Origin of the sequence: Acinetobacter tandoii DSM 14970 = CIP 107469 (assembly GCF_000400735.1) — a bacterium.
Classification (GTDB): domain Bacteria; phylum Pseudomonadota; class Gammaproteobacteria; order Pseudomonadales; family Moraxellaceae; genus Acinetobacter; species Acinetobacter tandoii.
Map to the genome: position 1 here is coordinate 199,932 of NZ_KE007371.1, position 26,978 is coordinate 226,909.

Consider the following 26,978-nt stretch of genomic DNA (forward strand, 5'->3'; position numbering starts at 1 on the left):
ATCAAATAAAAAACCTCCCGATTGGGAGGTTTTTTTATGAAATTTCTTTATTTCTTCTCATTTGAATAATCTTATTATCATCATCTACATATTGGATATTATTAACCTTTCTACTAGTATAGTCTTTTAAACTGACCACTGCCCCAAATTCTTCAGACATATATCCTTTCGGTAAACCAAATAAGATTTCAATATCTTGATCTATCATCGCCAAATCTTGTTTTAATTGTGACTTTTTAAAAATATTCTCGGATATTAAAAGCTTTGCCATTTTACTCAGTAATGTAGGTTTTTCTGGCTGAATTACATCATCTAGTGGCTCACCCATTCGCCATTTACGATAGCTATAGTTTCGCCACAAGCGTGTAGATAAATCATCAGGAATTATATCAAGACTTACGCCACGCATAATTAATGCACCAACTGAAACTTTCCATTTTCTTTTCAGCATAAGTAAAGAGTCTAAAGTCGGGCTATGTAAATCAAAGGCAATGCCATCAGCAGGACATAGGAAACACGAAGCAAAGTGATGTGCTTCTTTCTCTATTTCCTTATATCGGAGTTTGTAATCTTCTGCGGTCAAATTCGCATGCAAAATTAAATGTGCAAGTTCATGAGCTAAATCAAACCTATTTCGGCATGCACTCGCCTTGTCACTCGAAATCAAAATATATGGACGGCCCAAAATCCATTTAGATACACCATCCATAGAGGTTGCACCTAAATCCTCGCGAATAATAATCACACCAACATTTTCTAATAGCGTAATTAAATTAGAAATTGGTGTATTACCCAATCCCCATATTTCACGATATTCGGTTGCAATTTTTTCAATTTCACTAGGTGTAAGTAAAAAAGATTCTTCTCTACTTAATATTTTGGGAAAGAAAACATTAGGTAAATTCACCCAATTCTCTAAGTAAGCAGATGCTTCAAATGTAATTTCAAGATGGGCTTCTGCTTTTCTTTGCAAAAGCTGAGTAGCTGTAGCATTAGATCTAAAGAAAGATACTTGGCTTCCTGTATCTAGATCTTTCTTCAAGAACCAACTTTCAGGAAAATTTAAAACAGTACTCATTTGAGTAAGAGCATAAGCTTCTGGTAACTGCTGCCCCTTAATCCATTTTGAAACTGTTCCTGAACTATATCCAATTAACTCGCTTAAAGATGTTTGTGTCATACATCTCGCATACAGAGCTTGGGTCAAGCGTTTACCGTTAAATTGCATGACTCCACGCATTACAAACTCCTAATATAAGAATAGGCTTATAACATACCTTTCTTAATTTCAGCTCTTAAAGTAACTATTGCTTCCTTTTCATCCAATCTAGGTTCAATAGTACTATTTTGAAGCTCGTTATAAACATCTAATAGATCCTTCAAATAGAATCTATACATACTAAAACCATCAGCATTTGGTATATTAAATACTAATTCTGACCGTTTTTTTGAGTTCTGTTTCAACCCAATCGTCACATAAAAACGTTCATCATCAAGGGTGATTTTTTGAATAGTCTCTTCAAACTCAAATTCACCTTGTTGCAAGCCCAATTCAGCATTCGAACTAGCTAATTTTTTCTGATATTCCGTTCTCTTTTGAGACACTTGTGGATTATTAGAAAAAGCTAGCAAAAAATTATTCGTTTTTGCCAAAAGGTATTCTCCACCTTCATGACCATTAGTAGTTCTAGACTCACATGTAATGCCATGTTTATTACAGACTTTATCTAATGAATCACTTCCATCAAAATACTTTAGATAACCTAAAGCTCTCTGCCTCAAAAGTTTACGCTTATACTTAGAACAAAATTCTGATGAATTTTCATACTCTCTAAAAATAGTTTCATCCAAATCTATAAGAAATTTATCAGAAAAGTCGCGAACGAAAAATTCTTGAAAGAGTTTTCGATTTCTCTTTTGTAACTCTGACGGGGTTTTAGCCACTCTAGTATATCCTTAATGGAATTTTTATTAAATTGGAAAATATCATATTTTTTCTTCGAATGGAATATTTTTTAGACAAATAAAAAACCTCCCAAGCGGGAGGTTTTTCCTTAGGTTAAGGCTTATTTCGAGCCTTTAATCCCTGCTTGTAATAACAATGCACCTAAACCACCGATCTTATTCTCTTGCGGTTTATGGGCTTGCGGTTTTTGACCACCTTGACGCTGTGGACGCTCACCTTGTGGACGCGCTTGCTGTGGGCGTTTACCTTGTGGCTTACGTTCAGCACGCTGTTCCTGATTTTGCTCACGACGTGGTTGACGCGGTGCTTTAGCTGGAGCTTCAGAACCTTCTGGACGCATTGATAAGTTTACACGGTTACGCTCTGCATCAACTTGTAGTACGCGCACCTGAACAATTTGACCAGGTTTCACTACTTTGTGCGGATCGGAAACAAACTCATTCGCCAATTCAGAAATGTGTACCAAACCATCCTGATGTACACCCACATCAACGAAAGCACCGAAGTTCGTCACATTGGTCACGACACCTTCAAGCTGCATGCCTTCAGTGAGTTGGGCAACTTCTGTAATATCTTCACGGAACTTAGCAGTACGGAATTCTGGACGTGGGTCACGGCCTGGTTTTTCCAATTCACTTAAAACGTCTTGAATGGTTGGCAGACCAAACTGTTCATCAGCAAAATCTTCTGCCTTAATTTGACGAATAATTTCGCTGTTGCCAATTAAGTCTTTTACGGTAGTCGCTTTGGCAGTCACCATTTTTTCGACTAAACCATAACTCTCAGGATGCACCGCAGAAGCATCTAGTGGTTCGCTACCATTTTGAATACGTAAGAAACCTGCCGCTTGTTCAAAAGTACGATCGCCTAAACGAGGCACTTTTTTCAGGTCTTGACGGTTGTCGAAACGACCATTTTCTTTACGGAATTCCACGATTTGTTGTGCAATCGCTTTATTCAAACCTGCGATATAACCCAAAATTGCAGCAGAAGCAGTGTTTACATCTACACCCACTGCGTTCACACAGTCTTCAACCACAGCATCTAGGGTTTTGGCTAAACCAGTTTGATTCACATCATGTTGATATTGACCTACCCCAATTGATTTTGGATCAATTTTGACTAATTCAGCCAATGGGTCTTGTAAGCGACGCGCAATTGAAACCGCACCACGAATCGACACATCCAACTCTGGCAATTCAGCCGAAGCCAATTCAGATGCTGAATAAACCGATGCACCAGCTTCACTGACGGTCACACGGGTAACCTTAAGTTCAGGGTGTTGTGCCATCATTTCAGCAACGACAGCTTCTGTTTCACGGCTAGCTGTACCATTACCAATCGCGATTAAATCGACCTTAAATTCTTGGCACAAACGCGCTAATTCAGCAATTGAACCTGCTTTGTCTTCTTTCGGTGCAAATGGATAAATGGTGCTATGTGCAACCACATCACCTGATTCATTGACTACAGCCAATTTCACGCCTGTACGAATACCAGGGTCGACACCTAGCGTACAACGGCTGCCTGCTGGTGCTGAAAGCAATAAGTGGCGTAGGTTTTCTGCAAACACTTGCATCGCTTCAGCTTCGGCATTCAAACGCTTTTCTGTCAATAATGAATGTTCGATGCTTGGACGAACTTTACCTAACCAGAACAGTTTTGCAGTTTGCTTTAAAAAGTCCTGACGTGCTTGTGGCTGAACTTGATCTAAGTTGTATTCAACTTCAATACGTGCCAATGGTGCATTATCGTCACCATCAACTTTTAAGCCCAAGACATTTTCTTGACGGCCACGTAACATCGCCAACAAACGATGTGAAGGAACTTTATTCAAGTTTTCAGAGAAGTCGAAGTAATCACGGAATTTTTTACCGACTTCTTTTTTCTCTTCACTTGCGACTAAGCTTTTTAATACAGCTGTTTTGGCAAAAGTACTTTTTAACTCGGTGGTTAACGCAATATTTTGTGCCCAGTCATCTATCAAAATGTGCTGGATTGCATCAAGCTGGCTTTCCACATCTGGGTATTCTTCATGACTAAATCCCGCCAGTGCTTCACTTGGCTCAACTGCTTCTTGAAAGATTTTTTCTGCAATTGGACCCAAGCCCGCTTCTTTCGCTTTAAATGATTTACTGGTGCGCTTTGGACGATAAGGCGCGTAAATTTCTTCTAAAGCATTTTTGGTTTCAGCAGCATTCACGCGGGCCAATAAATCATCTGACAATTTATTTTGTTCTTTCAATGATTCAATGACTTTTTCGCGACGCTCGTATAAGTCTCTTAAATAAGCTAAACGTGTATCGAGCTGACGTAACTGAGTGTCGTCTAGACCTTGCGTCACTTCTTTACGGTAACGTGCGATAAATGGAACGCTTGCGCCCTCATCGATTAGTTTAATCGCAGCTTCGACTTGATTTGAACGTACGGCAAGCTCTGTTGCCAACTGCTGAACTAAGTCAGTCATCGTGTTTGATCCCACAAGGATAAGTTCTAAAAGCCATGATTATAAAGACCAAGACCATAAAATCCACAATTGTTTTATTAAATTTCATTCTGGTCGAATTTGCCAATTTTCGATTTTTTCATCAATCGCACACTTTTTTTTCATAATTAAGCAAAGAACTACAGTAAATCAGTCATTAATCCGTTATTTTAGATGTATATATTTGGTATCTATGCCTTGATTTTATCTGCAATATTTGTTGCTTTAGAACATAGCAAATCGATATAAATGAATCGTATACTCCTTGTGATCTCTTGACCCCGTATACGATGACAATAAAGAATAAGGAGCACACATCATGAGTTTAGTTGTACCTGCGGAACATGGCGATGTTGTACATGCAGACACTGACCGCGTTGAACGCATTCTCGTCGTAGATGATGATGTGCGTTTACGTACGCTATTACAGCGATTCTTGGAAGATAAAGGTTTCGTGGTGAAAACGGCTCACGATGCCACTCAAATGGATCGCTTACTTCAACGTGAACTGTTTTCACTTATCGTGCTCGATTTTATGCTTCCTGTGGAAGATGGTTTAAGTATTTGTCGTCGTTTGCGCCATTCAAATATTGATACGCCTATTATTATGCTGACCGCGCGTGGTAGCGATTCAGACCGTATTGCGGGTTTAGAAGCGGGTGCAGATGATTATTTACCTAAGCCATTTAACCCAAATGAATTGTTAGCCCGTATTCGTGCAGTGTTGCGTCGTCAAGTCCGCGAAGTGCCTGGTGCACCAAGTCAGCAAATGGAAGTAGTCAGCTTCGGGCCTTGGTCATTAGACCTTTCAACCCGAACTTTAACGCGTGAAGGTCAAGTGGTTACACTGACTACGGGTGAGTTTGCAGTACTGAAAGCCCTCGTACAACATCCGCGCGAACCACTCACTCGTGACAAATTAATGAATTTAGCGCGTGGACGTGAATGGGGGGCTATGGAGCGTTCAATTGACGTACAAGTTTCTCGCTTACGTCGCCTGATTGAAGAAAACCCTGCCCGTGCCCGTTATATTCAAACGGTTTGGGGTGTAGGTTATGTTTTTGTTCCAGATGGTGCTGAGTAATTAAAACTCAAAGAAATATCTTAAATCATGTTTAAGAATTTCGTGACATAACCATTTGCAACTGTTCGAGGCAGGAGATTTTAAATAAAAATGTTTCTGCGAGAATTCAGATCAATGTTTGTATCTGTCGAATTTTGCAAATGGAAATGGTTTTGCCTACTTTTGCCAAAACAAAAGTAGGTCGAACCGAAGGTTAAAACTGGAATTTAAATTAATCACAGTAAGACCCTGCACAAACTTAACCCTGTTCTTAAATTATGGGGAATTACCGTGAAACTAGATCCGATCGACCCGCAAGAATTTACCGATTTTGTCGCCTATTCTGAAAAGAAACGCACTTCTTCAGAACGTTTTTTCGATAAAATCAAGCCTCGCTCTGCTGCCATGCGCACCACGGTACTGGTGTTGTTTGTGGTGTTCTTTAGCTTATTTATGTCGTTATGGTTCTTCTGGAAAACCCTGTATTTACCTGAAATTCAACAGCACGCGAGATTTCTTGCCGTTGAATTAGAAATGATCAACAACCCTCGCTTAAAGATTTACCACGATGATGTTCAACTCGACATTGACCAATGGCTCAAACAACGCGTTGGGGTTGAATATGTCACCGATCCTAATGAATATCCAAACGTCAAAGATAAACTGATTGCCGACTTCTTTACCAACCGCATTGAGCATCAGCTTGCCAAAGAATTAAATATCAAAGACGTCACCGTATATTTTCAGTTTAAACCAAGTCCCAGAATTTGGGTGCAAACCCCCGAAATGAATGGACACTGGGTACGTGAACCCTTAAAAACCTACGCTAACTACAGTCCTGAACTCATTTTCGGCTGGCTGTTTGGGGTTCCACTCATATCTGCTGTAATTATTTTAACGCTGGTGCGTCAGTTGAACCGCCCATTGCGTCGTTTGCAAAATGCCGCCAACAGCTACAGTAAAACAGGTACTGCACCGTACTTAGAAACCAATCATGGTCCGCAAGAAATTCGTGAGGTAAATCAGGCATTTAACCATATGATTTATACACTAGATCAGACAGAGCGAGATCGTCGTATTATGCTGGCAGGTATTTCACATGACTTACGCACGCCCCTCACACGTATTCGCCTCAGCGCAGAAATGATGCCAGATGATGACTTCCTGAAAGAAGGTCTGATTTATGATGTAGAAGATATGGATGCTATTTTAAATCAATTCATTTCCTTTATGCGCGATGGCTCAGATGAAGTCCTACAAGCTACGGATATCAATAATTTATTGCAGGAATTGGTCATTCAATTTAAACCTCTTGATGTTCGCTTTAGTCCGCAAGAACTACCCCTAATTCAAGCACGCAGTCTGTCCCTGAAACGCTTAATTGGTAATTTAATTAATAATTCTAAACGGTACGGCGCAGAACCTGTTGAGTTATCCGCACGGGTGGAAGGCGAACATATTTTAATTAGTGTGGCCGATCATGGTGAAGGGATTCCAGAAGACCAAATTGAAGATCTGATGCAACCATTTGTGCGAGGCAATGCTGCTCGAACAGTGCAAGGCAGTGGCTTAGGACTGGCAATTGTGAAGCGCATTGTGGACATTCATCAGGGTAAACTCCTCATTCACAATCGTGAGCAAGGTGGGCTTGAAGCCATTATTTTACTGCCTTTGCCCAAAGACGAACCTGAAGAACTAAGCATCGCCAATCCCATAGAAAAATTAAAACAAAGTATTAGCGAACACTTCTAATTTCTTTGCTTATCCTGCAATGGTGAAAGCCGTATTTCTAAATTATGGACTTTCACCTTTCTGTAATTAATGTTTTTACCCATCCTCTCCTGATCACTCCTTCAACAGCGATTGAGTGAAATTTCCAGCTTATTTAAAATGATTTACTCTGCTTTTTAATCTAAATTTTTCTGTATCGTGATGTTGTGATCTTCAAAACATGCCATTTGTAACAAATTTTGCACTAATTTTGATCAATAACCGTACAGTCAGTATTAAAAACAACCGAATAGTTATGAAATATCCCTCATAAAATCAATTGATTAAAAATTATCAAAATTTTTTATACCCACATTTTTCTAAAAAATTAGACCTTAGCCTAACAGGTATGCAAAATGCGTTTTCTGATGGGTACAATCCCTATCAGTTTCAAAATTCCAACGAGAGTAAACCATGTCATTAGATCGCATTCGTTTAGCTTCACTACACGACAAAGTCATCAGCGCAGAACAAGCTGCGGAATTCATCCAAGACGGTATGACTGTCGGTATGAGTGGCTTTACCCGTGCTGGCGAAGCAAAAGCTGTTCCATTGGCTTTAGTAAAACGTGCTCACACGAACCCATTAAAAATCACGTTAATTACGGGTGCGAGTCTAGGGAATGACCTTGACAAACAATTGACTGAAGCGGGTGTTCTAGCTCGTCGCCTTCCATTCCAAGTCGACAATACCTTACGTAAAGCCATCAACAATGGCGAAGTGATGTTCATTGACCAACACTTGTCTGAAACTGTTGAACAAATGCGTAACCTTCAGTTGAAAAAGCCTGATGTTGCGGTGATTGAAGCCGTAGCGATCACTGAAGATGGCGGCATCATTCCAACAACATCTGTAGGTAACTCTGCAAGCTTTGCAATTTTTGCTGAGAAAGTGATTGTTGAAATCAATACGAACTTAAGCCCAGCATTTGAAGGCTTACACGACATCTATATTCCAACATATCGCCCAACACGCCAACCAATTCCATTAACTCAAGTGGACGAGCGTATTGGTACAACTGCGATCAACATCGATCCATCTAAAATTGTCGGTATCGTATTCAACAGCGAATTACATGATTCTCCATCAACTGTGACTGCTCCAGATGATGAAACTCAAGCAATCGCAAACCACTTAATCGCATTCTTCGAAAAAGAAGTGGCTGAAGAACGTTTACCGAAAAACTTAGGTCCGCTTCAAGCAGGTATCGGTTCAATCGCAAACGCAGTATTGACCGGTTTGAAAGATTCAAACTTCGAAGACCTGATCATGTATTCAGAAGTTCTTCAAGACTGTACTTTCGAATTGATTGATGCAGGTAAAATGATTTTTGCGTCAGGTTCTTCGATTACACTTTCTGCAAAATACGGCGAGAAAGTGTTCAATAACCTTGAAGCATATAAAGACAAACTGGTGCTTCGTCCACAAGAAATTTCGAACCATCCTGAACTTGTACGTCGTCTAGGTATTATCGGTATCAATACTGCACTTGAGTTTGATATTTACGGTAACGTGAACTCAACACATGTTTGTGGTACAAAAATGATGAATGGTATCGGTGGTTCAGGTGACTTCGCACGTAATGCACACTTGGCAATCTTCGTGACCAAATCAATTGCAAAAGGTGGCGACATTTCTTCTGTTGTTCCATTTGCATCACACGTTGACCATGCAGAGCACGACGTAGACATCCTTGTAACTGAACAAGGTCTGGCAGATCTTCGTGGTTTAGCACCACGTGAGCGTGCTCGTGCGATTATCGACAACTGTGCACACCCACTTTACCGCGATGCATTAAACGACTACTTTGATCGTTCATGTGCAAAAGGTGGCCATACTCCTCACTTACTTCGTGAAGCGCTTTCTTGGCACTCTAACTTTGAAGAAACAGGTCACATGCTTGCTCCTGAAGTACAAGCAAAATCTGCTTAATTCAAATCAGCATAAAAAACGCCCCATCGGGGCGTTTTTTATTGGCTGAGTTTAGAATTTAAACCATAACAACTTAATGTGGCGTCAATAAAAACATCTTCATTAACCCATCAACATTCATCTGCTGCTCAATTGTCCCAATTGAAACCACGCCCAAATTCAACTGAATTTGGGGTGCTTGCTGTAAATACTGGATAGGACTATTCGGATTCACCACGGGATCAATCATTCGATATAGCCCCAGTCTCGGGTCATCCGACTGTAAGCCATCCGCAATTGAATAAACGTGTAACAAAATCGGTAAAGGCAAATCAAAAGTTGGAATACGTTCTGGAGGTAAAATTTCTTGTGAAACACGTGCCGTGTCGATCAATGTCCACTGCTGCGGAGCAGTCTCAAGTTTTATCAAATAATGGTCAAAGATTTGCTGTCTGACGTCATCGGGCTGGGATTGAATATCTCCAGTTTGAAGACGTAAATCTTGCTCTGTCAGCGCGGAAAGATCAGATGGGACATTGGCATAGCCATGACTCATCAACAATGCACCCAAAGCCAGTGCATTGAATATTTTGGAAGAGAAATACATGGCAAAATGTCCATTTAAATTTCTACCCTTTTTATTTTAAAACTCTATAAATAATTAAACAGTTGTTTCCACGTAAAACGGCCATTTAGGCAACATCACTCGCAAATTGACGCCCTACCCGTAACAAGACAGGAAAACTCAGCTTCACTGTAGGATTTCCCTTTGCTACTAAGCACTGACGTATATTCTGCAACGGGTCTTGCTGGTGCTGTCGCTGATAGTGTTGTACGCCTGACCATGTCGCTAAATACTGTAACAGTTGCATACTGCTCCATGTATAGCGTAAGGCCAAAGCAGGAACAGCCAACTCCTGAAAAGGAAAAGGAATGGTTTGATAATGCTCATCAATATAACGCCGCTCTGGATCCCAATAACCTTGTAGCGTTTTGAAATAGAGCTGCTGTAAGGCATGCTGCAATTCAGCATCCTGCAATTGAATCAGACCATAGCCAACCACGGCAAGTACACCCTCTGGTTTCAATACACGCTTTACCTCAGCATAGAAGGTCGTAAAATCGAACCAGTGAATGGCTTGCGCCACACAAACCAAATCCACTGACGCAGACGTACAAGGGCTGTGTTCCGCTGTGGCTTGTAAATAACGCACATTGGCAAAGACAGGAGCCTGTTGAAGCTGCTGCTCGCTTAAGTCTGTCGCGAGCACCTGCGCAAAATGAGGTGCAACTAACTGGGTAAATTGGCCCGAACCGGCCCCACAATCCCAAGCCAATGCCCGTTCGGGCACATAAGTCAAAATGGCATCAAGAATTTCTGTCGAATATTGAGGACGTGCTTGTTGATACAATTCACTGTTTGCAGAAAATAAATCCTTGGCCATTGCCCCTCGCTCCCCGCCATTTTTATTTTAAATTTAGTCATGATTGTACAGAGCACAACTTTTTTTGTGCATAAAAAAACCCTTAAACAATGTTTAAGGGTTTTTTGAATATGGTGGCGAGACCCAGGATCGAACTGGGGACACACGGATTTTCAATCCGTTGCTCTACCTACTGAGCTATCACGCCGATGCCGTGTATTAAGCCTCATCTCAGCGGATTAGTCAATCCTAATCCATAACTTTTTGATCAATCGGATATTTTTCAGCCAAAAAAAATCCCTGATGGGATCAGGGATTGAAAATACAAATACGGTTTTAAAATATATGGTGGCGAGACCCAGGATCGAACTGGGGACACACGGATTTTCAATCCGTTGCTCTACCTACTGAGCTATCACGCCGATGGGGCGTATTAAAGCGGTTTAAGCCACAAGCGTCAAGCACATTTTTACAAATTTTGTATCAAATGATGGGTTTTTCAACAAATTTTGAGTTATCGCCATAAACTACACCCATTCTCATACACCATTCAGGTTTACATATAAAAAGGCAGCATCAATGCTGCCCTTTTATTCAATCTATACAGATGCAACCCGATTACTGCTTCATGATTAATTCTGTTTAGCTAGGTAATTTATTTAAATGGGCTAAACAGCGATGGATCGCTCCACAACCTGGTTCAAATATTTTCACCCCTTTGGCCTCTTCCATACGGCAAACTTCTGCGACCAAGCGTTCTGCAACGCCACGACCACGATTCGCAGGATGCACCACAATATACTCCAGCGTCTTACTTTCACCCTGCCCTGTACACCAAATCGCACCTATCACTTTAGTATTAAATTCTGCGGTGTAAACTAGGGTATACTGAGCTAAGTTTTGTTCAAGTTGTTCTATCGCATCTTGCCCATCACCAAATTCTGGGCTGGTGTCATACAGTCGCTCAAGCTGGCTGCGCATTTCTTCATTTTCTAGTGAAGTATAAGCATGTACGGTAATAGGCATTGATAAACCCTCCTGAGCAATCTAATATGCGGTGATTTCGTCACGGCGAAAAACATTTTACATCAATCATTTTTGACGTTTTTGAGGAACGTGTCTATGACAGAACGTATCAGTGAAGTGGTAAGAAATACCAACGAAACCAAAATTCGAGTACGCTTAAATCTCGATGGTACTGGTCAAGGCACTTTAAACACTGGAGTTCCTTTTTTAGACCATATGATTGATCAAATCAAGCGGCATGGACTATTTGATATTGATATCCATTGTGATGGCGACTTAGAAATTGATGATCACCACACGGTGGAAGACTGCGGTATTACGCTAGGTCAGGCCTTTGCCCAAGCATTAGGTGATAAAAAAGGCTTGCGTCGTTATGGACATTTTTATGCGCCACTTGATGAATCTTTAAGCCGTGCGGTGGTCGATCTTTCTGGTCGTCCGGGTTTATTTATGGATATTCCATTTACTCGCGCTATGATTGGTCGTTTTGATGTGGATTTATTTTCTGAATTCTTCCAAGGTTTCGTCAATCATGCCCTCATGACAGTGCACATTGACAACCTTAAGGGTAAAAATAGCCACCACCAAATTGAAAGTGTGTTCAAAGCATTTGCTCGTGCATTGCGTATGGCATGTGAGGTTGATCCTCGTGCTGCCAATACCATTGCGTCAACCAAAGGAAGTTTGTAATGACCCGTATTGCACTTCTTGATTATGGCATGGGCAATTTGCACTCAGCTGCAAAAGCACTGGAATATGTCGGTGCTACGGTGGATGTCACCAATGACCCGAAACTGATTGCTCAAGCAGACAAAATTGTGTTCCCAGGTGTCGGTGCGATGCGAGACTGTATGCAAGGCATGCATGAAGCAGGGATTGATGAAGTGGTACGTCAAGCCGCATTTAACAAACCTGTTTTGGCCATTTGCGTAGGTATGCAGGCACTGATGCAGCATTCTGAAGAAAATGGTGGTACGGATGCACTCGGCATTTTTGAAGGTGCCGTCAAACGCTTTCCAGACATGGATGGCTTAAAAGTACCTCACATGGGCTGGAATCAAGTGCATCAGGCCGATCCAAGCCACCCAATGTGGAATAATATTGAACAAGATGCACGTTTCTACTTCGTACATAGTTTCTATGTCGAACCGAAAGACAGCAATATTGTCGCGGCAACCTGTGATTATGGCATTCAATTCTGCACTGCTATTCATCAAGAAAACCTGTTCGCGACACAGTTCCATCCAGAAAAAAGTCATACGGCTGGACTACAATTGCTGAAAAATTTTGTGGAATGGGATATTTAAAACGACCCTGTTCAGCATCCACACTTAAAGCCTAGTTGACCTAGGCTTTATTTTTACCAGATGATAGTGCCTAGCTCCTTGCCGAATTACATGGCTATCGCCTATGACCTTGCATTCACTTTCTCCCCTACCCAGTAAAGAACAAATTCAGCAATTACCTGTTTTTCAAAATCTGCTACCCGATCAGATTCAACTAATTTCCAAGCTCGAACAGTGTCATGCTCTGCAAGATGAACTATTTTCTGCCCCGTTGTTTGGCTTTGATTCCGAATCTAAACCCACCTTTCGTAAAGGTGAAGTTGCGACGGGGCCGCATGTCATTCAATTGGCAACAGCCGATCAGGCCTATGTTTTTCAAATTAGCCCTGCTATTTTGGACTTTTTAACTCCAATTTTTGAAAATCCTGAACAACTTAAAGTTGGCTTTGGTTTAAAAAATGATGCCCATCTGTTTCGTAAAAAAGGCATTCATTTCAATCAAGTGCTTGATCTTGCCAAAGCTTTTACTGCATTTGGCATCACGACTCCCGTAGGTGTTAAAAATGCGATGGCCTTGCTGTTTCAGGTCAATTTTCCAAAAAGTAAAAGTGTCAGCACCTCAAACTGGAGTAAATTTCCTTTAAGCGCGGCACAAATCCAATATGCGGCTGCCGATGCCTATGCCCCTGTGCTGATTTATCAAGAGTTACAACGTTTAGGTATAACTTTGCCTGCTGCACAACATAGAACGAAATAAAAGCAACATCTTGCTTAGATATTTGCCAATACTTTGCTAAGATTGCGGCGAATAAATTCTAAAAGATCGGGTAAGGAGCGAAAGCATGCTGATCATCCCTGCAATTGACCTGAAAGATGGCAAATGTGTCCGTTTAAAACAAGGCCGTATGGAAGACGATACCGTATTTTCTGATGACCCTGTAGCAACTGCACAACATTGGGTTAATGAAGGCGCACGTCGCTTGCATTTGGTCGATTTAAACGGTGCTTTTGCGGGTACCCCGATTCATAAACCTGTGGTTGAGGCGATTGCCAAAGCACAACCTGAGCTGCCAATTCAAATTGGTGGCGGTATTCGTTCACTGGAAACCATTGAGCATTACCTTGATGCAGGCGTGTCATTTGTGATTATTGGCACCAAAGCGGTGAAAGAGCCTGAGTTTGTCGAAGAAGCATGTAAGAAATTTGCTGGTCATATCATTGTCGGGATTGATGCCATGAACGGTATGGTCGCAACCGATGGTTGGGCTAATGTGACAGATGTGAAAGCCACTGATCTCGCAAAACGTTTTGCAGATGCTGGCGTATCGAGCATTGTGTATACCGATATTGCCCGTGATGGCATGATGCAAGGTGTAAACGTGGAACAAACCGTTCATTTGGCACAATACTCAGGCTTGCCTGTGATTGCCTCTGGTGGTGTGACGAATTTAGATGATGTCCGTCACTTAAAAGGTCAACCTGGTATTTTAGGTGCAATTACAGGTCGTGCTATTTACGAAGGTTCATTGAACTTACGTGAAGCACAACTGTTATTGGATCAGCAATCGCTTTAAGTCTAAGCAATAAAAAAGAGGTCAAATGACCTCTTTTTTCGCTGAAAATTAGATTCAGCCCATATGCTCGCTTTAGTAAATCGCATTACGAATAAATTTGAGCGGAACTTCGGCCTGATTAATGTAACGGTATTCAATCGTACTGGCATACACGATCGATTCGCCTGCATGGAGTACTTGCACTTCACCTGCCAAATCTAAGGTGAGCTCCCCTTCAATCACATACAACATCTCACGATAGCCTTCTGGGTCGGGTTCGGCACAATATTGTTCATTGGGTGCCAAAGTCCACATCCAGAGCTCTACCTTTTTGCTGGCAGATACAGAAGCCAAAAGTATTGCTTCACTTTGGGCTTGTGTTCCTTGCCATGCCAACGCATTCACAACCGCTTGACCGTGTTGTTCAGGCGCAGCAATCATCTGGGCAAAATCTACCTCAAGTACATCGGCAATTAAACTCAGTTTCGCCAGACTAATATTGTCTTGCCCAGTTTCCACCCCTGCCACCATGCGCCGACTTAAACCTGCCAAATCTGCCAATTGCTGTTGACTTAAGCCTTTTAGATTACGGTAATGGCGAACATTTTGACTCACATATTGTAAAACCGCAGGATGCTTCATAATGGCATTTCAAGAAAAAATTTGAGCAATATATTGCACAAAAAATAAAAGCATGACAAGCTATGTGCAATATACTGCACACAACTCCAATGATCACTATGTTCAATGCACGTTTTGGCTCCAATGCTCCTGTGATTGCCCTGATACTTATTACTTTTATTTGGGGCGGTACATTTTTGACCGTGAAATATGCCCTTAATTTTAGTTCACCAATGTTTTTTGTGGGTTGTCGTTTTGCCTGTGCAGCAACCATTATTGGTTTGCTCTCTTTTAGGCAGCTCAAACACATTACTGCGCAAGACCTATTCGCAGGTTGTATGATCGGCTGTATGCTCACTATCGGCTATGGTACGCAAACTGTGGGTTTACAAACCATTAGTAGCAGTGAGTCGGCATTTTTAACCGCATTGTATGTGCCCTTAGTCCCTGTATTATTGTGGTTAATTTTCCGTAAAGCCCCACATTTTATGATTTGGATTGGCGCGCTTTGTGCGTTTATAGGCTTGGTTTTATTGACGGGTAATGGTTTCCATGCAATCACTTTAAATTTTGGTCAGGTAGTGACTTTACTTGGTGCAATTGGAATCGCATTGGAAATTATTCTGATTGGTTATTTTGCCCCAAAAGTAAATTTAGGTCGGGTGACAGTTATTCAACTGGCGGTGGCTTCTGTACTGGCCTTTGCCTCAATGCCATTGGTAGGTGAACATACCATTCCTAGCTTTTCATGGCCTTTACTCAGTATTGCTATGGGTTTGGGTCTCACCAGTGCCTTGATTCAATATGTCATGAATTGGGCACAACGTTCGGTAGACCCTTCACAAGCGGCCATTATTTATGCCGGTGAACCGGTTTGGGCTGCACTTTTTGGACGCCTTGCAGGTGAACGCTTGGCCCCCTTGGCTTTATTGGGCGGGGTATTGGTGGTCTTTGGTATTCTGATCAGTGAATGGAAACCCAAGCGATTGAAAGCCAAAACAGAAATCGAACAACTCTAATCGCCCAAAACAAAACGATGAAGTCAGTGGGTTCATTCCATCGACTTCATCATCACGTGATCTATTTAGAACGACACCATTTTTCCTGAATTCATCATGGTGCCAATGCCATACATAGTTTTCGCAATCGGAATCACAATCGGTGCCAATGCACGACCCATTGGAATATTCATGTGTTGAATTTTGGTCAGCATTTCAAAATCATCTGACAGCCCCAAGAAATCATCGGCAATGGCTTTCCCAATCCTTACCGTTTGTGCCACGCCATGTCCACTCCAACCCTGTACCGCATAAATCGGATATTGATTGCCAAATTTACGACTGTCCGTAGCCCCATTCACGGTTAAATCGGTGGTTCCACTCCAAACAAAATCAAGCTCGACCTGTTTCAGTTGCGGAAATACATGTTGAATACGCCCTAACAAATAATCATATGTTTGTGCTGCATCCCAACATGAGCCTGTCCCTTCCCCCCCAAACAATAAGCGGTTCTTCGATACACCACGGTAATAGTCAATCTGAAACTGTGTGTCATAGACAGGGAGATCCGTCGGGAGCAATGCTTTTAAATCAAGCTCTAGTGGCGCTGTAGTACACACATAGGTATAAAACGGAATAGTGGTTTGTTTATGTTCTTCTAGCAACTTAAACGAAGCATGATGCACGGCCATCACCACACTTTTACGTGCTTTAATGACCCCATTGGCCGTAGTGACATAAATACCATCGGCACGTTCTTGTATGGATTGCACTTCAGTTTGCTCATAAATTTTGCCACCATTTTGACAAAAGCCATACGCCAAACCACGGGTCAAGGCTAAGGGATGAATGTGCCCACCGAGGTGATCCAACAAACCACCGAAATAATGTTCAGAAGCGACATGTTCACACAACTCATCCTGATTTAAGAGCGAAGTATGAGTTTCTTGCAAATACTCACGTGCTTGCATCCCTGCGCGTAAAGCATCTAAATGCCCAGGGTGTACCGCAGCCGTAATATGACCGCGTTTGCGTTGCAATTCCAACTCATATTTTTCACTGATACCATCAATTAACGCCATGGCTTCGGTGGACGTGAAATGCCATAACCTTTTGGCATCTTCAAAACTGAAATGCTCTACCATGGTTTCGGCTTCCCAACGTGCCAAGCCGGGAGTCAGTTGTCCCCCATTACGCCCGGATGCAGCACTGCCGATACGGTTTTTTTCGACCAGTACGGCGTCTACACCTTGCTCTGCCAAATGCAAAGCGGTAGATGCACCCAATAATCCCCCACCAATAACTAAAACATCACAGACCATATCGGCATTTAAAGACGCAAATTGATGCCATGTTTTTAATGAACTTTCATAGTAATTTGCAGGATGACTAAACTCGCCCCGCTTCGGATTAAGCCAATTCCACTCTTTGCCACTGTGTAAAGCATGACTGGCCCTATACTCCACGTCATTTTCAAAGATTGGTTTATTTATCTTCATGTCATTTTCAAAGATTGGTTTATTTATCTTCATGTCATTCACACTCTCATTTACTTTATTTTCAGGTCAGGTCTAATAAGCATTTTCGATCACAATATTTTGTCTTTTCAGTTTTTTATAGATAAATAAGCCAATACCGACAGCCAACCAAGAACATCCAAAGATCAAGGCATTACGCTCTAAATTCACCCAGAGTCCAATCATGACCATTACCGATAAAAGTGGCAGAATCAGGTTAAAAAATTTGTTCTTCATGCGTTGCGTTTGTTTGTCGCGCAAATAGAATTTGACAAAGACCGAGAAATTCACTGCGGTAAAGGCAATTAAAGCTCCAAAACTAATCATGCTCACTACCGTTGCCAACTCAAGAAAAATGGCAGACAGTGAAATTAGTCCAATGGTCAATACGGCATACAGCGGCGTGCCTAATTTTGCATGCAGTTGCCCAAAGGTTGCTTTGGGAAAAATGCCATCTTTGGCCATGATATGAATTAAACGTGACGCGCTAGCATGGGTTGCCAAGCCTGAAGCAAAGGTATTCATAATTTGGGCGCACAAGAAAACCGCTTGGAATAAAGCACCTCCCACATACAGTACGATTTCAGGCAAGGCTTCATCTGGCTTGTTAAAGCGAACATTGCTTGGGAAATACAATTGAATAAACCATGAAGCCGTGAAGAAAATGACACCGCCCACCAACGTCGTAAGCAACACCGCACGTGGAATATTCTTTTTCGGATCTTTGGTTTCATGGGCCAATGTGGTTACGGCATCGAAACCCAAAAATGAAAAACACAGAATAGATGCACCCGCAATCAAAGGTATAACCGTGGTATCTCCGTTAAATAAAGGGGCTAAGGTCAATACATGGGCATAACCTTGTTCTGAACCCACGCCCTGAATAACCAAATAAATAAACACCACCATGAGCAACAGTGGCAGAAAGACAAAAAGCAGACTTAAATTTGCCAAGATATTAATGCGGAAGCAGTTAATCAGCGTCACGATGCCAGTGAACAAAGCGACCCAAACCCAATACGGTACACTGGGAATCACGGCTTCTAAATAAATGCCTGCCAGTAAAGCATTCACCAAAGGTAACAAAATATAATCCAGCAATGAACACCAACCCACAAAGAAACCTGCTTTTGCTCCGCAGGACTGGGCGGTGTAATTATAAGCTGAACCCGAATCTTCACTGATTCGACTGAAACGTGCGTAACTAAACGCCGTTAAGAGCATCGCAAATAGCGCCAATATGTAGGCGAGTGGTACTCGACCTTCAGTCACCCCCGAGACGATACCAAAGGTATCGAATACCACCATAGGGGTCATGTACGCTACACCAATAATAATGACTTGCCACAAGGACAATGATCTTAAAGAAACCTCTGTTCTTTTCATTTAAACTCCATTTACATATTTTATTTAACTTAATTATTTTTTTGCAACAACTATGCCATATAATATAAAAAATCTTATTTTAAAATGAGACAAGTTAATGCCTAGATACTCTATTGAACTACGTAAAGCTGCAATTCAAGCCTACAAGATAACCGACTACAAAGTAGCGGTATGCAAACAATTTAACATTTCCCGTGTCACCCTCGATGCTTGGATCAAGCTTGAAGAAGAAACCGGAGATCTTGTCCCCAAGCCGAGTGAAAAGCGTGGTGCACCAAATCATATCAAGGACTGGAATAGCTTCCAAGTATTTGTTAAAAAAACAAAATTTCAGAATATTAGTGATCTAGTTCCGCTTTTTGAACAGGAGTTTGGCTATACGGTTTCGTATGCCGTTTTGGTCCGTGCAATCCATGTTTTGGGCTTGCGTAGACGTCGTGGTCGCTTCTATTGTTAATCAAATTTTAGGCTATTTTTTAAATAAATTAAGCTTACATATTTAATTAAATAAATGTACATATATGTAAAGTTAATTTATTAAAAATGTAAAATATAATTATTAAAAATATAAACTTTAAAATAAAAAAATGTAAATTTTAATTATTAAAAAAGTAAATTTATTAATATAAAAACGTAAATTTCAATTATTAAAAAAGTAAAATATTTAATAACAATTTCATAACTTTAAAACGATCATGTCACATTTTCATGTCAAAAAAGCCCAGCTTGGGGCACAATACTGCCAAGCAGTGGTGCACTGGGTCTCAGAACCGGGCAAAAAAAAGAGTGGCAAACGCCACTCTTTTTCATTTTAGATTTCATTTTACTTCAAGCCAAATCGAAAACTCTCGACTCATCATTGACCAGAAATTTTAAATAGGCTGATTATCATTTAAAGTGATAATGCCGCGAATGGCACGATAGACAATCCAAATCCATGATAGTGCAATCATGCCAATACAAAAGATGGTACTGCCCAAAGCAACACCCGCAAATAAGTCAGGGTTATTCCCCGTAAAGAACAAGAAAAAGAACGGCACAAATGCAATCACGTTCCAAAACAAATACCACCAGAAGCTGCGGATTTGCCAGAGAAAGTGGCTTTCGAAGATAGAGCCACGAACATCATTCAGTTTGACATAATTAATAATCAAGGCAATGAGTGCCAATAAGCCGCCAGTAAAAATCGCAATGATGTAAAGGACGTATAACACCAGCGTTAAGCTACGATTAGGATCTTGATCTATGGGTTTATTCATTTTTCTCCCCTTATTGTTGAAACACTCTCCTTTAGATGGGCAAACTATTTAAAGGAGAGATCAGCCATAAAATAAGTAATAGATTTAAGGCTATAGTACAGAAATACACCTTTCTAAAAGGTTGTTTTTGTGTTTTATGTCGCAGCTTTTGCTGGGCTAACCATGCCGCTGGCCATCCACCCAAAAAAGCCAAAATATGTAGCGTCTGTTCAGGTACACGACGCCCGCCCAATTGCGCGGCTTCTTTATCTTGTGCATAAAACCAATAACTGGCTGCATTCATTAAACAAATCAATAACAACACCAAACCACTCAGTAGTCCCGCAATCACCAGAACGGCCAAAACCACAAAGTACGCCATACATGCCAGTTGCATCACGGAATGCTTTTGTGGCGGAATCGGCTTGGCTTTGGGCTTCAGACCTGTTTGTGAAGCTTTTAAATAAGTGACCTGTTGTGCCCGAAAGCGCCCCTGACCATCCAACAAGACCATATATTCCAGAGCACAGCCAACAATTGGACGCGGACCAGGTCGTGCGAAGTCCTTAATATGTAAGAACACCCGCTCTTTATTGGTATCATTGGGTTGAATAAAGCCGTAGCCTTTATCATCAAACCATTCTACCAAGCGTCCCTGATCTCGCATGTGATCTTCCTTGTTTAACCATTTACAAACTTTAAGCGTTCAATCAGCATATTACGCATTTCTAAAGGATTTTTCTGCAAAATGTCATCACCTGTACGCCCTTCAGCGGCATTTTTCTGAGCTACTTGTAATCGCATCATCCAGAAACGCCCTGCTGCCATCGCTAAATAAAGCTCCAAACAGGCTTTCTCATCTTCTGTGAGAGGACGAACCGTTTGATAGGCGGTAAGGAAGGCCAAGGCTTTTTCTTCATCTAAATGCACATCTGGATATTCAGTACAGAAATCATTTAGGGTAATGGCGATGTCAAACAACAACTCATCTTTGTTCAATTCGTAAAAATCGAGAATGCCTTTGAGTTGCTCCCCTTCAAATAAGGTATTGTCACGGAACAGGTCCGAATGAATAAAACCTTTTGGTCGGTCTGGATAAACTGCAGTCATGGCATCATACAAACCGAGCAATTCATTCAGTAATGCAGTATCCGCAGCATTCAGTGTCGGTTTAATTTCACGCGACACCTGACGCCAGTATTGATGGTTACGGTATTGGGCACGTTCAAGTGGAAAATCCTGCAAGGCCACATGCATTTTCGCTTGTGCTACCGCAATCGCTTCCACCTGTGCCACAGAGGCTGGCATCGGATGTTTACCCATTAAACGCGGTGCAATTTGGGCAGGCTTTTGTTTAATAAAGTGAATGGCTTGTCCTGAATGTTTTAACGGCACAGGCACAGCTAGACCTTGCTGTCCTAAATGTTCCAATACAGGCACAATTTCACCCGCACCATGTTCATCCATCTCTTCAAATACGGTTAATACATATTGGCTTTGGTCTTCACAGACCAGAAAATAGTTTGTATTTTGAATACCTCCTTGAATGGGAATCAGGTCAATCACCTCTAATCCATAAGGGGCTGCGAAGTCCTGAACTTCCTTTAAAGTCAAAGTGGTATAAACCGACATAGAAAACCTGCGAAAAATCTTACATAAGTTTGATAGAATACCGTTTCAATCTACCAAGGTGTAGCGCTTGTGTAGGTGAGTTTCATAATCGGCTGTAATTATTGGAAAAAATTATGCTAGCTAAACGTATTATTCCTTGTCTCGACGTCGACAACGGTCGTGTGGTGAAAGGTGTACAGTTCCTTGATATTCGTGATGCAGGTGACCCTGTTGAAGTTGCCCGTCGCTATAACGAACAAGGTGCCGATGAAATTACCTTCCTTGATATTACTGCTACACATCATGGACGCGACACCACTTACCGTACAGTAGAACGTATGGCAGAAAGCGTGTTTGTTCCGCTTACAGTCGGTGGTGGTGTCCGTAAAGTCGAAGATATTCGCTTATTATTAAATGCGGGCGCAGATAAAGTCAGCATTAACTCCGCAGCCATTTATAACCCTGAGTTTGTCCAAGAAGCATCCCAACGCTTTGGCGCACAATGTATTGTGGTTGCGATTGATGCGAAAAAAACTGCAGAAAACAAATGGGAAATTTTCACCCACGGCGGTCGTAAAGAAACTGGGATTGATGCGATTGAATGGGCGGTGAAAATGGCGGACTACGGTGCAGGTGAATTACTGATTACCTCGATGGATGCCGATGGGACCAAAGCAGGCTATGACCTTGGGCTGATGCGTGCCATTAATGACCGCGTGACCATTCCAACCATTGCTTCTGGTGGTGTAGGAACATTGCAACATTTGGCAGATGGAATTTTAAAAGGTGGTGCCGATGCAGTACTGGCAGCATCCATTTTCCACTTTGGACAGCATACTATTCCTGAAGCGAAGCAATATTTGGCAGCACAAGGCATTGAAATGCGCCTGTAAGCAGAGCAGGTATTTAATGATCTAAAAGAGCGCCTAGAGTGCTCTTTTTTATATACCGATCCTGCATAAAAACGCTTCTTAATGGCGCCTAACAAATCAAGCAGCCAATAAAACAATTTTAAATATCATTAAGCATGATAATTGCTGCCAAGATCATTGAGCCATTGCGACAGAATCTTGCTGCTGTACAGCTTCATTTACTTCAGTTTTTAACTCTAACCCCGTCGCCCTATTGTTTTTCTCCACCCATTTGGCAGGGAAATAACGTTGCGCCACTTGATTCAATCGCTTGGCAAGCACTTGTGGCAAGGCAATACCTAATGGATTCTGCTCTTGCAAATTCGCAGCCGAAATCACTCGTGTGCCCAACAAATAATCAAACCATGGCTTAGTCACACACCAGTTAGCATCCTGATTGGCATTCATATGATGATCATAATGCCACGGTATTTTCTTCATGGCCCATTCAGGTTCCAGATGCGCTCGACGATGGATATAAAAATAATTACAGGCACTATATACTGCAGCGGCTGCCATCCCTTTTGAAATAGGATAAAACAAGGCACTGCTCACCCCTGCAGCAACCACTAATGACATCACTTCATTTTTGGTACGCCAATGTGGCAAACCTTCCACATAGCTATCATCATAAAATTGCTGTTTACGCACCTCTCGATGATGCTCCCAATGCGATTTCATACTTAAAGGCACTGGGCTATAACGAGGCTGACCTGCACGATGAGTACCATGTAACACATATTTATGCGCCACCCATTCAAAACCATTTGCAACGACCAATCCTGCTAAAAATCCTTTCCACATAATTTATTTCTCCATTCATAACTTGAATATAGAAAACTGAATGTGATAAATATTGACAAATCACGACAACAAAAAACAGATGATGCTTACCTTGAATGATTATACAGGCTCCGTCTATGGTGGACTGGGACACCTACTGTATGCTTATAGTCAAGCCCAAGGTCTTGTCATTCAGCCGCAATTGCTGAAAGTGCAAAACCTTGAACGCTTTGATTATCGTATTTGGCATGAGTTATTGAATGAATTACAGCAACAAGTGCCTCGCCCCGCCCTCGGTTTAGAAATCTCCACCTATGTACAAACAAAACATTTGGGCATTCTGGCTTATCTCGCCCTCGCCTGTGACACTTTGGGCGAAGCACTCAACCGTTATCATGACTTTCATCGTCTGATTTATGATGGTAGTCCACTGCAAATTGATCTATCTACTGATTACCTTGCCATCCGCTGGGGTGAATTACCCCAACATCTGACCACGCAACTCACCGACGAAATTGCGATTGCCTTAATGGTGCAGTTCTTAAATCAGAATATGACTACTCATCCTATTCAACTCCATGAAGTACATTTCCGTCATGCTGCTCCGAAAAATAGCCGATGCTATGAACAGTTTTTTCATTGTAAAGTGCGATTTTCACAACCTGTCACGCAGGTCTTGCTCCCAGTTGCCGAATTAAATAAACCCTTGCAACAAGGTGACCACACCTTGCAACAATTATTAATGCAACAGGCACAGGCACTATTAAAGCAATTGCCACATTCGACCCAGTTAGATCAACGTCTCCAGCAAGCCATCCTGACGGGTCTACAGAAAAACCAATACCAAATCGAGCTAATTGCCCAACAGCTCAATGTTTCTGTGCGACAACTGCAACGTTATTTACAGGCTCAAGGCAGTAATTATCAACAACGTACTCAACAAGTCCGCCAAATGCTCGCAGAGCAATACTTACAGGACCCCCATCTCAGCTTACAAGAGATTGCCCTACTTTTGAGTTATTCCGAACAAAGTGCTTTTCAACGTGCGTTTAAACTCTGGACAGGGCAAACACCGCAGCAGTTTCGTAAACTATATCTTCAAGTAATATAAGCATTTATAAGAATAAGCACATTTTTTAATCATCTTCACATTGAGTCATTTTATATTTTTCGTTAAAGATAGACTGTCGTGCTTTAGAACAAAAATTCATCATAACGAATAACACTGGAGATGAAGATGAATAAATATCTAGCCGAATTTCTCGGCACATTTTGTTTGGTGGCTGTGGTAGTGCAATCTTTGCCGCGGCATTTCCTGAACTTGGCATTGGTTTTGCGGGGGTTGCCCTCGCCTTTGGTTTAACTGTCTTAACGGGTGCTTATACTTTTGGGCATATCTCTGGCGGACATTTCAACCCCGCCGTCAGTGTTGGCTTATGGGTTGGACAACGCTTCGATGGTAAAGACCTTTTGCCCTATATTGCAGCTCAAGTCATTGGTGCGATTCTAGCGGCTTTTGTCCTGTTCCTGATTGTGCAAGGACAAGCTGGTTTTACAGGTACAGGTGCTTTCGCCAGTAATGGTTATGCAGAACTTTCCCCTGGAAAGTATGGCCTACTTTCAGCACTACTTATTGAAGTAGTACTGACGGCATTTTTCCTGATTATTATTATGGGAGCTACTGATAAACGTGCACCTGTAGGTTTTGCTCCAATTGCCATTGGTTTAGCTCTCACCCTCATTCATTTAATCAGTATCCCTGTCACCAATACCTCGGTGAATCCCGCTCGCAGCACAGGGGTCGCACTATTCGCAGAAACTGAAGCATTGCGACAACTGTGGTTATTCTGGCTTGCTCCAATTCTAGGTGCGGTCATCGGCAGTTCAATTTATAAATTTGTTGCGCGAAGTAAAACCGCCCCTTAAAAATAAAGCCAGTCGATCTTAAGATCGACTGGCTTTTTGAAGATTGAATATTTATAAAAATGGATTTTCAACTTCCTGGGTCGCAGCATTAATGATTTGTTCTGGCAAATCTGCTTCTGCTTCCAACTTTGCCACAATCGCATTTAAATAAGCCTGCAAAGCTTTTGCAGCCGCTAAACCTGCCTGATCTTTGCCTATTTGCAAATTGCCATAAATATTGACTCGATCACATTGATTTTCTAAGGTTAAATCATGAATTGCATGTGATTCGGTGTCATTTTCAAAGGGTTTAAACATAATCACCTCGAAGCCAATACTTCAAATGGATAGGTATTTTTCTACTTCACCAATTGCAACATATACTGCAACAACGCTTCAATCAACTGTTTCACAATGGCATCCTGTGTCTCTGCATCTAAACTTGGCTTCGAACTTGTAGTAGATTTACTGCTACCTGAACTAAAGCTTTGTTGTGCAGTTTTGATCTGTTCTGCGGATACATCTTCTGCACACTGACTCTCTGCATCCCAATGCGAATAGGCAATTTCTTGTTTTGCTTTGACTGCATTTGCAGTCAGTGGCAACTGATAGGTATTTCGCTTTTGATCTTCAGTCAATTGGGGGAATACATTCACACCAATTTGTTCTTCCAAATAACATACACTGACAATTTTCACTTCTTGTGAATTATTGTTCGGCGCGTAATACACCCCGATTGCACCCGTTTTTGGAATATACACCGCCTTATACACGGCAGTTGGCACGATAACCCCTTGTCCAATCACTTTTAATTTTTTACTGGTAAAAGTTGGACCTGACACCACATACACCTCAGTCTGGTGTTTGGTCACAATGGCACGTGTCGCTTCTTCCAGTTTACGCCACACTTCCTGATTGTTTTTAGGTGCTTGCGGCACCATATTGGCCAGAGAAAAACTGTCAAACTGTGAGGTTTTATTCGGCATATCGGCATTCGGAGCCATATGACCTCGGTCATAGCCAGAGCCACGATAATCCGACAAAGTGGCACGATATTGTGCTGGAATCCGCTCTTCTTCATGGAAACTGTCTTCACGTGGAATTTTCTGGCTTAAGCGCGCAGGCGTTAAAGCTTCTGCCACCCATAGTGGCGTTTTAGACACCCCAGAATACATGACATTAAAGCCATTAAAACACAAAGCATAGCTCTGCTTTTGGAGGCTTTCCTTATTTAAATAAGGGGGAACATCCCGATAAAACTGATCTAGACAGGCCGAGTTTGATGCACTCGGTAAAGACAAAAACTGGCTAATTCGCTCTTGTCCAAAGGCAATGGCAAAACTCCCTGCGGCAACCACTCCCAACACCACTTTTGAACTGTGCTGATTAAAAAACCAAGGAAAGGATTGCTTTGAACTACGTTTTTTACTGGCCATTACTTTATCAAACGACTGATTTTGCAGGAGCTTAACAAAGCCCTTCTGTAGAAGTATATCTAGATGTGACTGATCGTTTAACAATTCA

General features: G+C 41.7%; 26 protein-coding genes, 2 tRNA genes and 1 pseudogene. 12 read left to right on the forward strand and 17 right to left on the reverse strand.

The features are described from left to right. Window positions 1–34 precede the first annotated feature (34 nt). From I593_RS16625 to I593_RS16635, 3 genes are all read right to left on the reverse strand, one after another. Window positions 35–1,240 (reverse strand): helix-turn-helix domain-containing protein, encoded by a 1,206-nt coding sequence (locus I593_RS16625; RefSeq protein ID WP_016168732.1) that lies wholly within the window; start codon window positions 1,238–1,240, stop codon window positions 35–37. A gap of 26 nt (window positions 1,241–1,266) precedes the next feature. Beyond that, a complete protein-coding gene (locus tag I593_RS16630; protein ID WP_016168733.1) occupies window positions 1,267–1,944 on the reverse strand; it encodes a hypothetical protein in 678 nt (225 codons plus the stop codon). Between the two features lie 122 nt (window positions 1,945–2,066). After that, window positions 2,067–4,433: a Tex family protein gene (locus I593_RS16635; RefSeq protein ID WP_016168734.1), complete on the reverse strand. Its 2,367-nt coding sequence runs from the start codon at window positions 4,431–4,433 to the stop codon at window positions 2,067–2,069. A gap of 337 nt (window positions 4,434–4,770) precedes the next feature. Between I593_RS16635 and ompR the strand changes: the two genes are divergently transcribed. The 3 genes from ompR (at window position 4,771) to I593_RS16650 (ending at window position 9,216) form a co-directional block, all read left to right on the forward strand. Then, on the forward strand, window positions 4,771–5,535 hold the full coding sequence (gene ompR, locus I593_RS16640) for an osmolarity response regulator transcription factor OmpR (RefSeq protein WP_016168735.1): 765 nt from the start codon (window positions 4,771–4,773) through the stop codon (window positions 5,533–5,535). A 270-nt stretch (window positions 5,536–5,805) separates the two neighbouring features. Next, complete coding sequence (locus I593_RS16645; protein WP_016168736.1) at window positions 5,806–7,266, forward strand: ATP-binding protein; 1,461 nt, start codon at window positions 5,806–5,808, stop codon at window positions 7,264–7,266. A gap of 432 nt (window positions 7,267–7,698) precedes the next feature. Then, window positions 7,699–9,216: an acetyl-CoA hydrolase/transferase family protein gene (locus I593_RS16650; protein WP_016168737.1), complete on the forward strand. Its 1,518-nt coding sequence runs from the start codon at window positions 7,699–7,701 to the stop codon at window positions 9,214–9,216. Between the two features lie 73 nt (window positions 9,217–9,289). On the opposite strand, the gene I593_RS16655 is transcribed toward I593_RS16650, so the two are convergent. The 5 genes from I593_RS16655 to I593_RS16675 all read right to left on the reverse strand — a co-directional run bounded on the left by I593_RS16655 (window position 9,290) and on the right by I593_RS16675 (window position 11,645). Beyond that, window positions 9,290–9,802 (reverse strand): hypothetical protein, encoded by a 513-nt coding sequence (locus tag I593_RS16655; RefSeq protein ID WP_016168738.1) that lies wholly within the window; start codon window positions 9,800–9,802, stop codon window positions 9,290–9,292. Between the two features lie 85 nt (window positions 9,803–9,887). After that, complete coding sequence (locus I593_RS16660) at window positions 9,888–10,640, reverse strand: class I SAM-dependent methyltransferase (RefSeq protein ID WP_016168739.1); 753 nt, start codon at window positions 10,638–10,640, stop codon at window positions 9,888–9,890. Window positions 10,641–10,751: 111 nt separating this feature from the next. Beyond that, a tRNA-Phe gene (locus I593_RS16665) sits at window positions 10,752–10,827 on the reverse strand. Window positions 10,828–10,965: 138 nt separating this feature from the next. Further along, a tRNA-Phe gene (locus I593_RS16670) sits at window positions 10,966–11,041 on the reverse strand. Between the two features lie 220 nt (window positions 11,042–11,261). After that, entirely contained in the window at window positions 11,262–11,645 is a 384-nt protein-coding gene (locus I593_RS16675) for a GNAT family N-acetyltransferase (RefSeq protein WP_016168740.1), read from the reverse strand. 96 nt (window positions 11,646–11,741) lie between these two features. Between I593_RS16675 and hisB the strand changes: the two genes are divergently transcribed. From hisB to hisA, 4 genes are all read left to right on the forward strand, one after another. Next, a complete protein-coding gene (gene hisB, locus I593_RS16680) occupies window positions 11,742–12,335 on the forward strand; it encodes an imidazoleglycerol-phosphate dehydratase HisB (RefSeq protein ID WP_016168741.1) in 594 nt (197 codons plus the stop codon). Continuing rightward, window positions 12,335–12,952, forward strand: a complete 618-nt coding sequence (hisH, locus tag I593_RS16685) for an imidazole glycerol phosphate synthase subunit HisH (protein WP_016168742.1) — start codon at window positions 12,335–12,337, stop codon at window positions 12,950–12,952. The genes hisB and hisH overlap by 1 nt, the downstream gene beginning before the upstream one ends. 103 nt (window positions 12,953–13,055) lie before the next feature. Next, a complete protein-coding gene (locus tag I593_RS16690) occupies window positions 13,056–13,688 on the forward strand; it encodes a 3'-5' exonuclease (RefSeq protein ID WP_016168743.1) in 633 nt (210 codons plus the stop codon). An 85-nt stretch (window positions 13,689–13,773) separates the two neighbouring features. Continuing rightward, a complete protein-coding gene (gene hisA, locus I593_RS16695; protein ID WP_016168744.1) occupies window positions 13,774–14,505 on the forward strand; it encodes a 1-(5-phosphoribosyl)-5-[(5-phosphoribosylamino)methylideneamino]imidazole-4-carboxamide isomerase in 732 nt (243 codons plus the stop codon). A 72-nt stretch (window positions 14,506–14,577) separates the two neighbouring features. Here hisA and I593_RS16700 read toward each other — a convergent pair whose 3' ends face one another. Further along, the gene (locus I593_RS16700) at window positions 14,578–15,126 is read right to left on the reverse strand and encodes a helix-turn-helix domain-containing protein (RefSeq protein WP_016168745.1); all 549 of its coding nucleotides are present in this window, start codon (window positions 15,124–15,126) and stop codon (window positions 14,578–14,580) included. Between the two features lie 98 nt (window positions 15,127–15,224). On the opposite strand from I593_RS16700, the gene I593_RS16705 reads away from it, so the two are divergent. Beyond that, window positions 15,225–16,124 (forward strand): DMT family transporter, encoded by a 900-nt coding sequence (locus tag I593_RS16705; RefSeq protein ID WP_016168746.1) that lies wholly within the window; start codon window positions 15,225–15,227, stop codon window positions 16,122–16,124. Window positions 16,125–16,189: 65 nt separating this feature from the next. On the opposite strand, the gene I593_RS16710 is transcribed toward I593_RS16705, so the two are convergent. Both I593_RS16710 and I593_RS16715 read right to left on the reverse strand, forming a co-directional pair. After that, a complete protein-coding gene (locus tag I593_RS16710) occupies window positions 16,190–17,602 on the reverse strand; it encodes an NAD(P)/FAD-dependent oxidoreductase (protein ID WP_026440941.1) in 1,413 nt (470 codons plus the stop codon). A 72-nt stretch (window positions 17,603–17,674) separates the two neighbouring features. Next, window positions 17,675–19,006 (reverse strand): APC family permease, encoded by a 1,332-nt coding sequence (locus I593_RS16715; RefSeq protein WP_016168748.1) that lies wholly within the window; start codon window positions 19,004–19,006, stop codon window positions 17,675–17,677. A 97-nt stretch (window positions 19,007–19,103) separates the two neighbouring features. On the opposite strand from I593_RS16715, the gene I593_RS16720 reads away from it, so the two are divergent. Then, complete coding sequence (locus tag I593_RS16720) at window positions 19,104–19,463, forward strand: COG3415 family protein (protein WP_016168749.1); 360 nt, start codon at window positions 19,104–19,106, stop codon at window positions 19,461–19,463. 415 nt (window positions 19,464–19,878) lie between these two features. Here I593_RS16720 and I593_RS16725 read toward each other — a convergent pair whose 3' ends face one another. Genes I593_RS16725 through I593_RS16735 form a run of 3 tightly spaced genes read right to left on the reverse strand, consistent with a single transcriptional unit; the run spans window position 19,879 to window position 21,876 of the window. Beyond that, window positions 19,879–20,265: a DUF4870 family protein gene (locus I593_RS16725; RefSeq protein WP_016168750.1), complete on the reverse strand. Its 387-nt coding sequence runs from the start codon at window positions 20,263–20,265 to the stop codon at window positions 19,879–19,881. A gap of 31 nt (window positions 20,266–20,296) precedes the next feature. Beyond that, the gene (locus tag I593_RS16730) at window positions 20,297–20,911 is read right to left on the reverse strand and encodes a DUF1294 domain-containing protein (protein WP_016168751.1); all 615 of its coding nucleotides are present in this window, start codon (window positions 20,909–20,911) and stop codon (window positions 20,297–20,299) included. 14 nt (window positions 20,912–20,925) lie between these two features. Next, window positions 20,926–21,876 (reverse strand): homoserine kinase, encoded by a 951-nt coding sequence (locus I593_RS16735; protein WP_016168752.1) that lies wholly within the window; start codon window positions 21,874–21,876, stop codon window positions 20,926–20,928. A 113-nt stretch (window positions 21,877–21,989) separates the two neighbouring features. Between I593_RS16735 and hisF the strand changes: the two genes are divergently transcribed. Next, entirely contained in the window at window positions 21,990–22,748 is a 759-nt protein-coding gene (gene hisF / locus I593_RS16740; protein ID WP_016168753.1) for an imidazole glycerol phosphate synthase subunit HisF, read from the forward strand. 153 nt (window positions 22,749–22,901) lie between these two features. Here hisF and I593_RS16745 read toward each other — a convergent pair whose 3' ends face one another. Then, on the reverse strand, window positions 22,902–23,570 hold the full coding sequence (locus tag I593_RS16745; RefSeq protein ID WP_016168754.1) for a sterol desaturase family protein: 669 nt from the start codon (window positions 23,568–23,570) through the stop codon (window positions 22,902–22,904). Between the two features lie 82 nt (window positions 23,571–23,652). On the opposite strand from I593_RS16745, the gene I593_RS16750 reads away from it, so the two are divergent. Both I593_RS16750 and aqpZ read left to right on the forward strand, forming a co-directional pair. Continuing rightward, a complete protein-coding gene (locus I593_RS16750) occupies window positions 23,653–24,660 on the forward strand; it encodes an AraC family transcriptional regulator (RefSeq protein ID WP_026440940.1) in 1,008 nt (335 codons plus the stop codon). Window positions 24,661–24,786: 126 nt separating this feature from the next. Further along, window positions 24,787–25,475, forward strand: a pseudogene (gene aqpZ / locus I593_RS16755) (aquaporin Z). 51 nt (window positions 25,476–25,526) lie between these two features. On the opposite strand, the gene I593_RS16760 reads toward aqpZ, so the two are convergent. Beyond that, window positions 25,527–25,772: a hypothetical protein gene (locus I593_RS16760; RefSeq protein ID WP_016168757.1), complete on the reverse strand. Its 246-nt coding sequence runs from the start codon at window positions 25,770–25,772 to the stop codon at window positions 25,527–25,529. 41 nt (window positions 25,773–25,813) lie between these two features. Then, complete coding sequence (locus I593_RS16765; RefSeq protein ID WP_026440939.1) at window positions 25,814–26,890, reverse strand: DNA/RNA non-specific endonuclease; 1,077 nt, start codon at window positions 26,888–26,890, stop codon at window positions 25,814–25,816. Window positions 26,891–26,978 lie beyond the last annotated feature (88 nt).

What these genes read in the sequence shown, in the direction of transcription:
- I593_RS16625 (WP_016168732.1), bottom strand. Translation starts at nt 1,240, where the DNA reads ATGCGTGGAGTCATGCAATTTAACGGTAAACGCTTGACCCAAGCTCTG.
- I593_RS16635 (WP_016168734.1), bottom strand. Translation starts at nt 4,433, where the DNA reads ATGACTGACTTAGTTCAGCAGTTGGCAACAGAGCTTGCCGTACGTTCA.
- ompR (WP_016168735.1), top strand. Translation starts at nt 4,771, where the DNA reads ATGAGTTTAGTTGTACCTGCGGAACATGGCGATGTTGTACATGCAGAC.
- I593_RS16650 (WP_016168737.1), top strand. Translation starts at nt 7,699, where the DNA reads ATGTCATTAGATCGCATTCGTTTAGCTTCACTACACGACAAAGTCATC.
- I593_RS16655 (WP_016168738.1), bottom strand. Translation starts at nt 9,802, where the DNA reads ATGTATTTCTCTTCCAAAATATTCAATGCACTGGCTTTGGGTGCATTG.
- I593_RS16660 (WP_016168739.1), bottom strand. Translation starts at nt 10,640, where the DNA reads ATGGCCAAGGATTTATTTTCTGCAAACAGTGAATTGTATCAACAAGCA.
- I593_RS16675 (WP_016168740.1), bottom strand. Translation starts at nt 11,645, where the DNA reads ATGCCTATTACCGTACATGCTTATACTTCACTAGAAAATGAAGAAATG.
- hisB (WP_016168741.1), top strand. Translation starts at nt 11,742, where the DNA reads ATGACAGAACGTATCAGTGAAGTGGTAAGAAATACCAACGAAACCAAA.
- hisH (WP_016168742.1), top strand. Translation starts at nt 12,335, where the DNA reads ATGACCCGTATTGCACTTCTTGATTATGGCATGGGCAATTTGCACTCA.
- I593_RS16690 (WP_016168743.1), top strand. Translation starts at nt 13,056, where the DNA reads ATGACCTTGCATTCACTTTCTCCCCTACCCAGTAAAGAACAAATTCAG.
- hisA (WP_016168744.1), top strand. Translation starts at nt 13,774, where the DNA reads ATGCTGATCATCCCTGCAATTGACCTGAAAGATGGCAAATGTGTCCGT.
- I593_RS16700 (WP_016168745.1), bottom strand. Translation starts at nt 15,126, where the DNA reads ATGAAGCATCCTGCGGTTTTACAATATGTGAGTCAAAATGTTCGCCAT.
- I593_RS16705 (WP_016168746.1), top strand. Translation starts at nt 15,225, where the DNA reads ATGTTCAATGCACGTTTTGGCTCCAATGCTCCTGTGATTGCCCTGATA.
- I593_RS16710 (WP_026440941.1), bottom strand. Translation starts at nt 17,602, where the DNA reads ATGAAGATAAATAAACCAATCTTTGAAAATGACGTGGAGTATAGGGCC.
- I593_RS16715 (WP_016168748.1), bottom strand. Translation starts at nt 19,006, where the DNA reads ATGAAAAGAACAGAGGTTTCTTTAAGATCATTGTCCTTGTGGCAAGTC.
- I593_RS16720 (WP_016168749.1), top strand. Translation starts at nt 19,104, where the DNA reads ATGCCTAGATACTCTATTGAACTACGTAAAGCTGCAATTCAAGCCTAC.
- I593_RS16725 (WP_016168750.1), bottom strand. Translation starts at nt 20,265, where the DNA reads ATGAATAAACCCATAGATCAAGATCCTAATCGTAGCTTAACGCTGGTG.
- I593_RS16730 (WP_016168751.1), bottom strand. Translation starts at nt 20,911, where the DNA reads ATGCGAGATCAGGGACGCTTGGTAGAATGGTTTGATGATAAAGGCTAC.
- I593_RS16735 (WP_016168752.1), bottom strand. Translation starts at nt 21,876, where the DNA reads ATGTCGGTTTATACCACTTTGACTTTAAAGGAAGTTCAGGACTTCGCA.
- hisF (WP_016168753.1), top strand. Translation starts at nt 21,990, where the DNA reads ATGCTAGCTAAACGTATTATTCCTTGTCTCGACGTCGACAACGGTCGT.
- I593_RS16745 (WP_016168754.1), bottom strand. Translation starts at nt 23,570, where the DNA reads ATGTGGAAAGGATTTTTAGCAGGATTGGTCGTTGCAAATGGTTTTGAA.
- I593_RS16750 (WP_026440940.1), top strand. Translation starts at nt 23,653, where the DNA reads ATGCTTACCTTGAATGATTATACAGGCTCCGTCTATGGTGGACTGGGA.
- I593_RS16760 (WP_016168757.1), bottom strand. Translation starts at nt 25,772, where the DNA reads ATGTTTAAACCCTTTGAAAATGACACCGAATCACATGCAATTCATGAT.
- I593_RS16765 (WP_026440939.1), bottom strand. Translation starts at nt 26,890, where the DNA reads ATGGCCAGTAAAAAACGTAGTTCAAAGCAATCCTTTCCTTGGTTTTTT.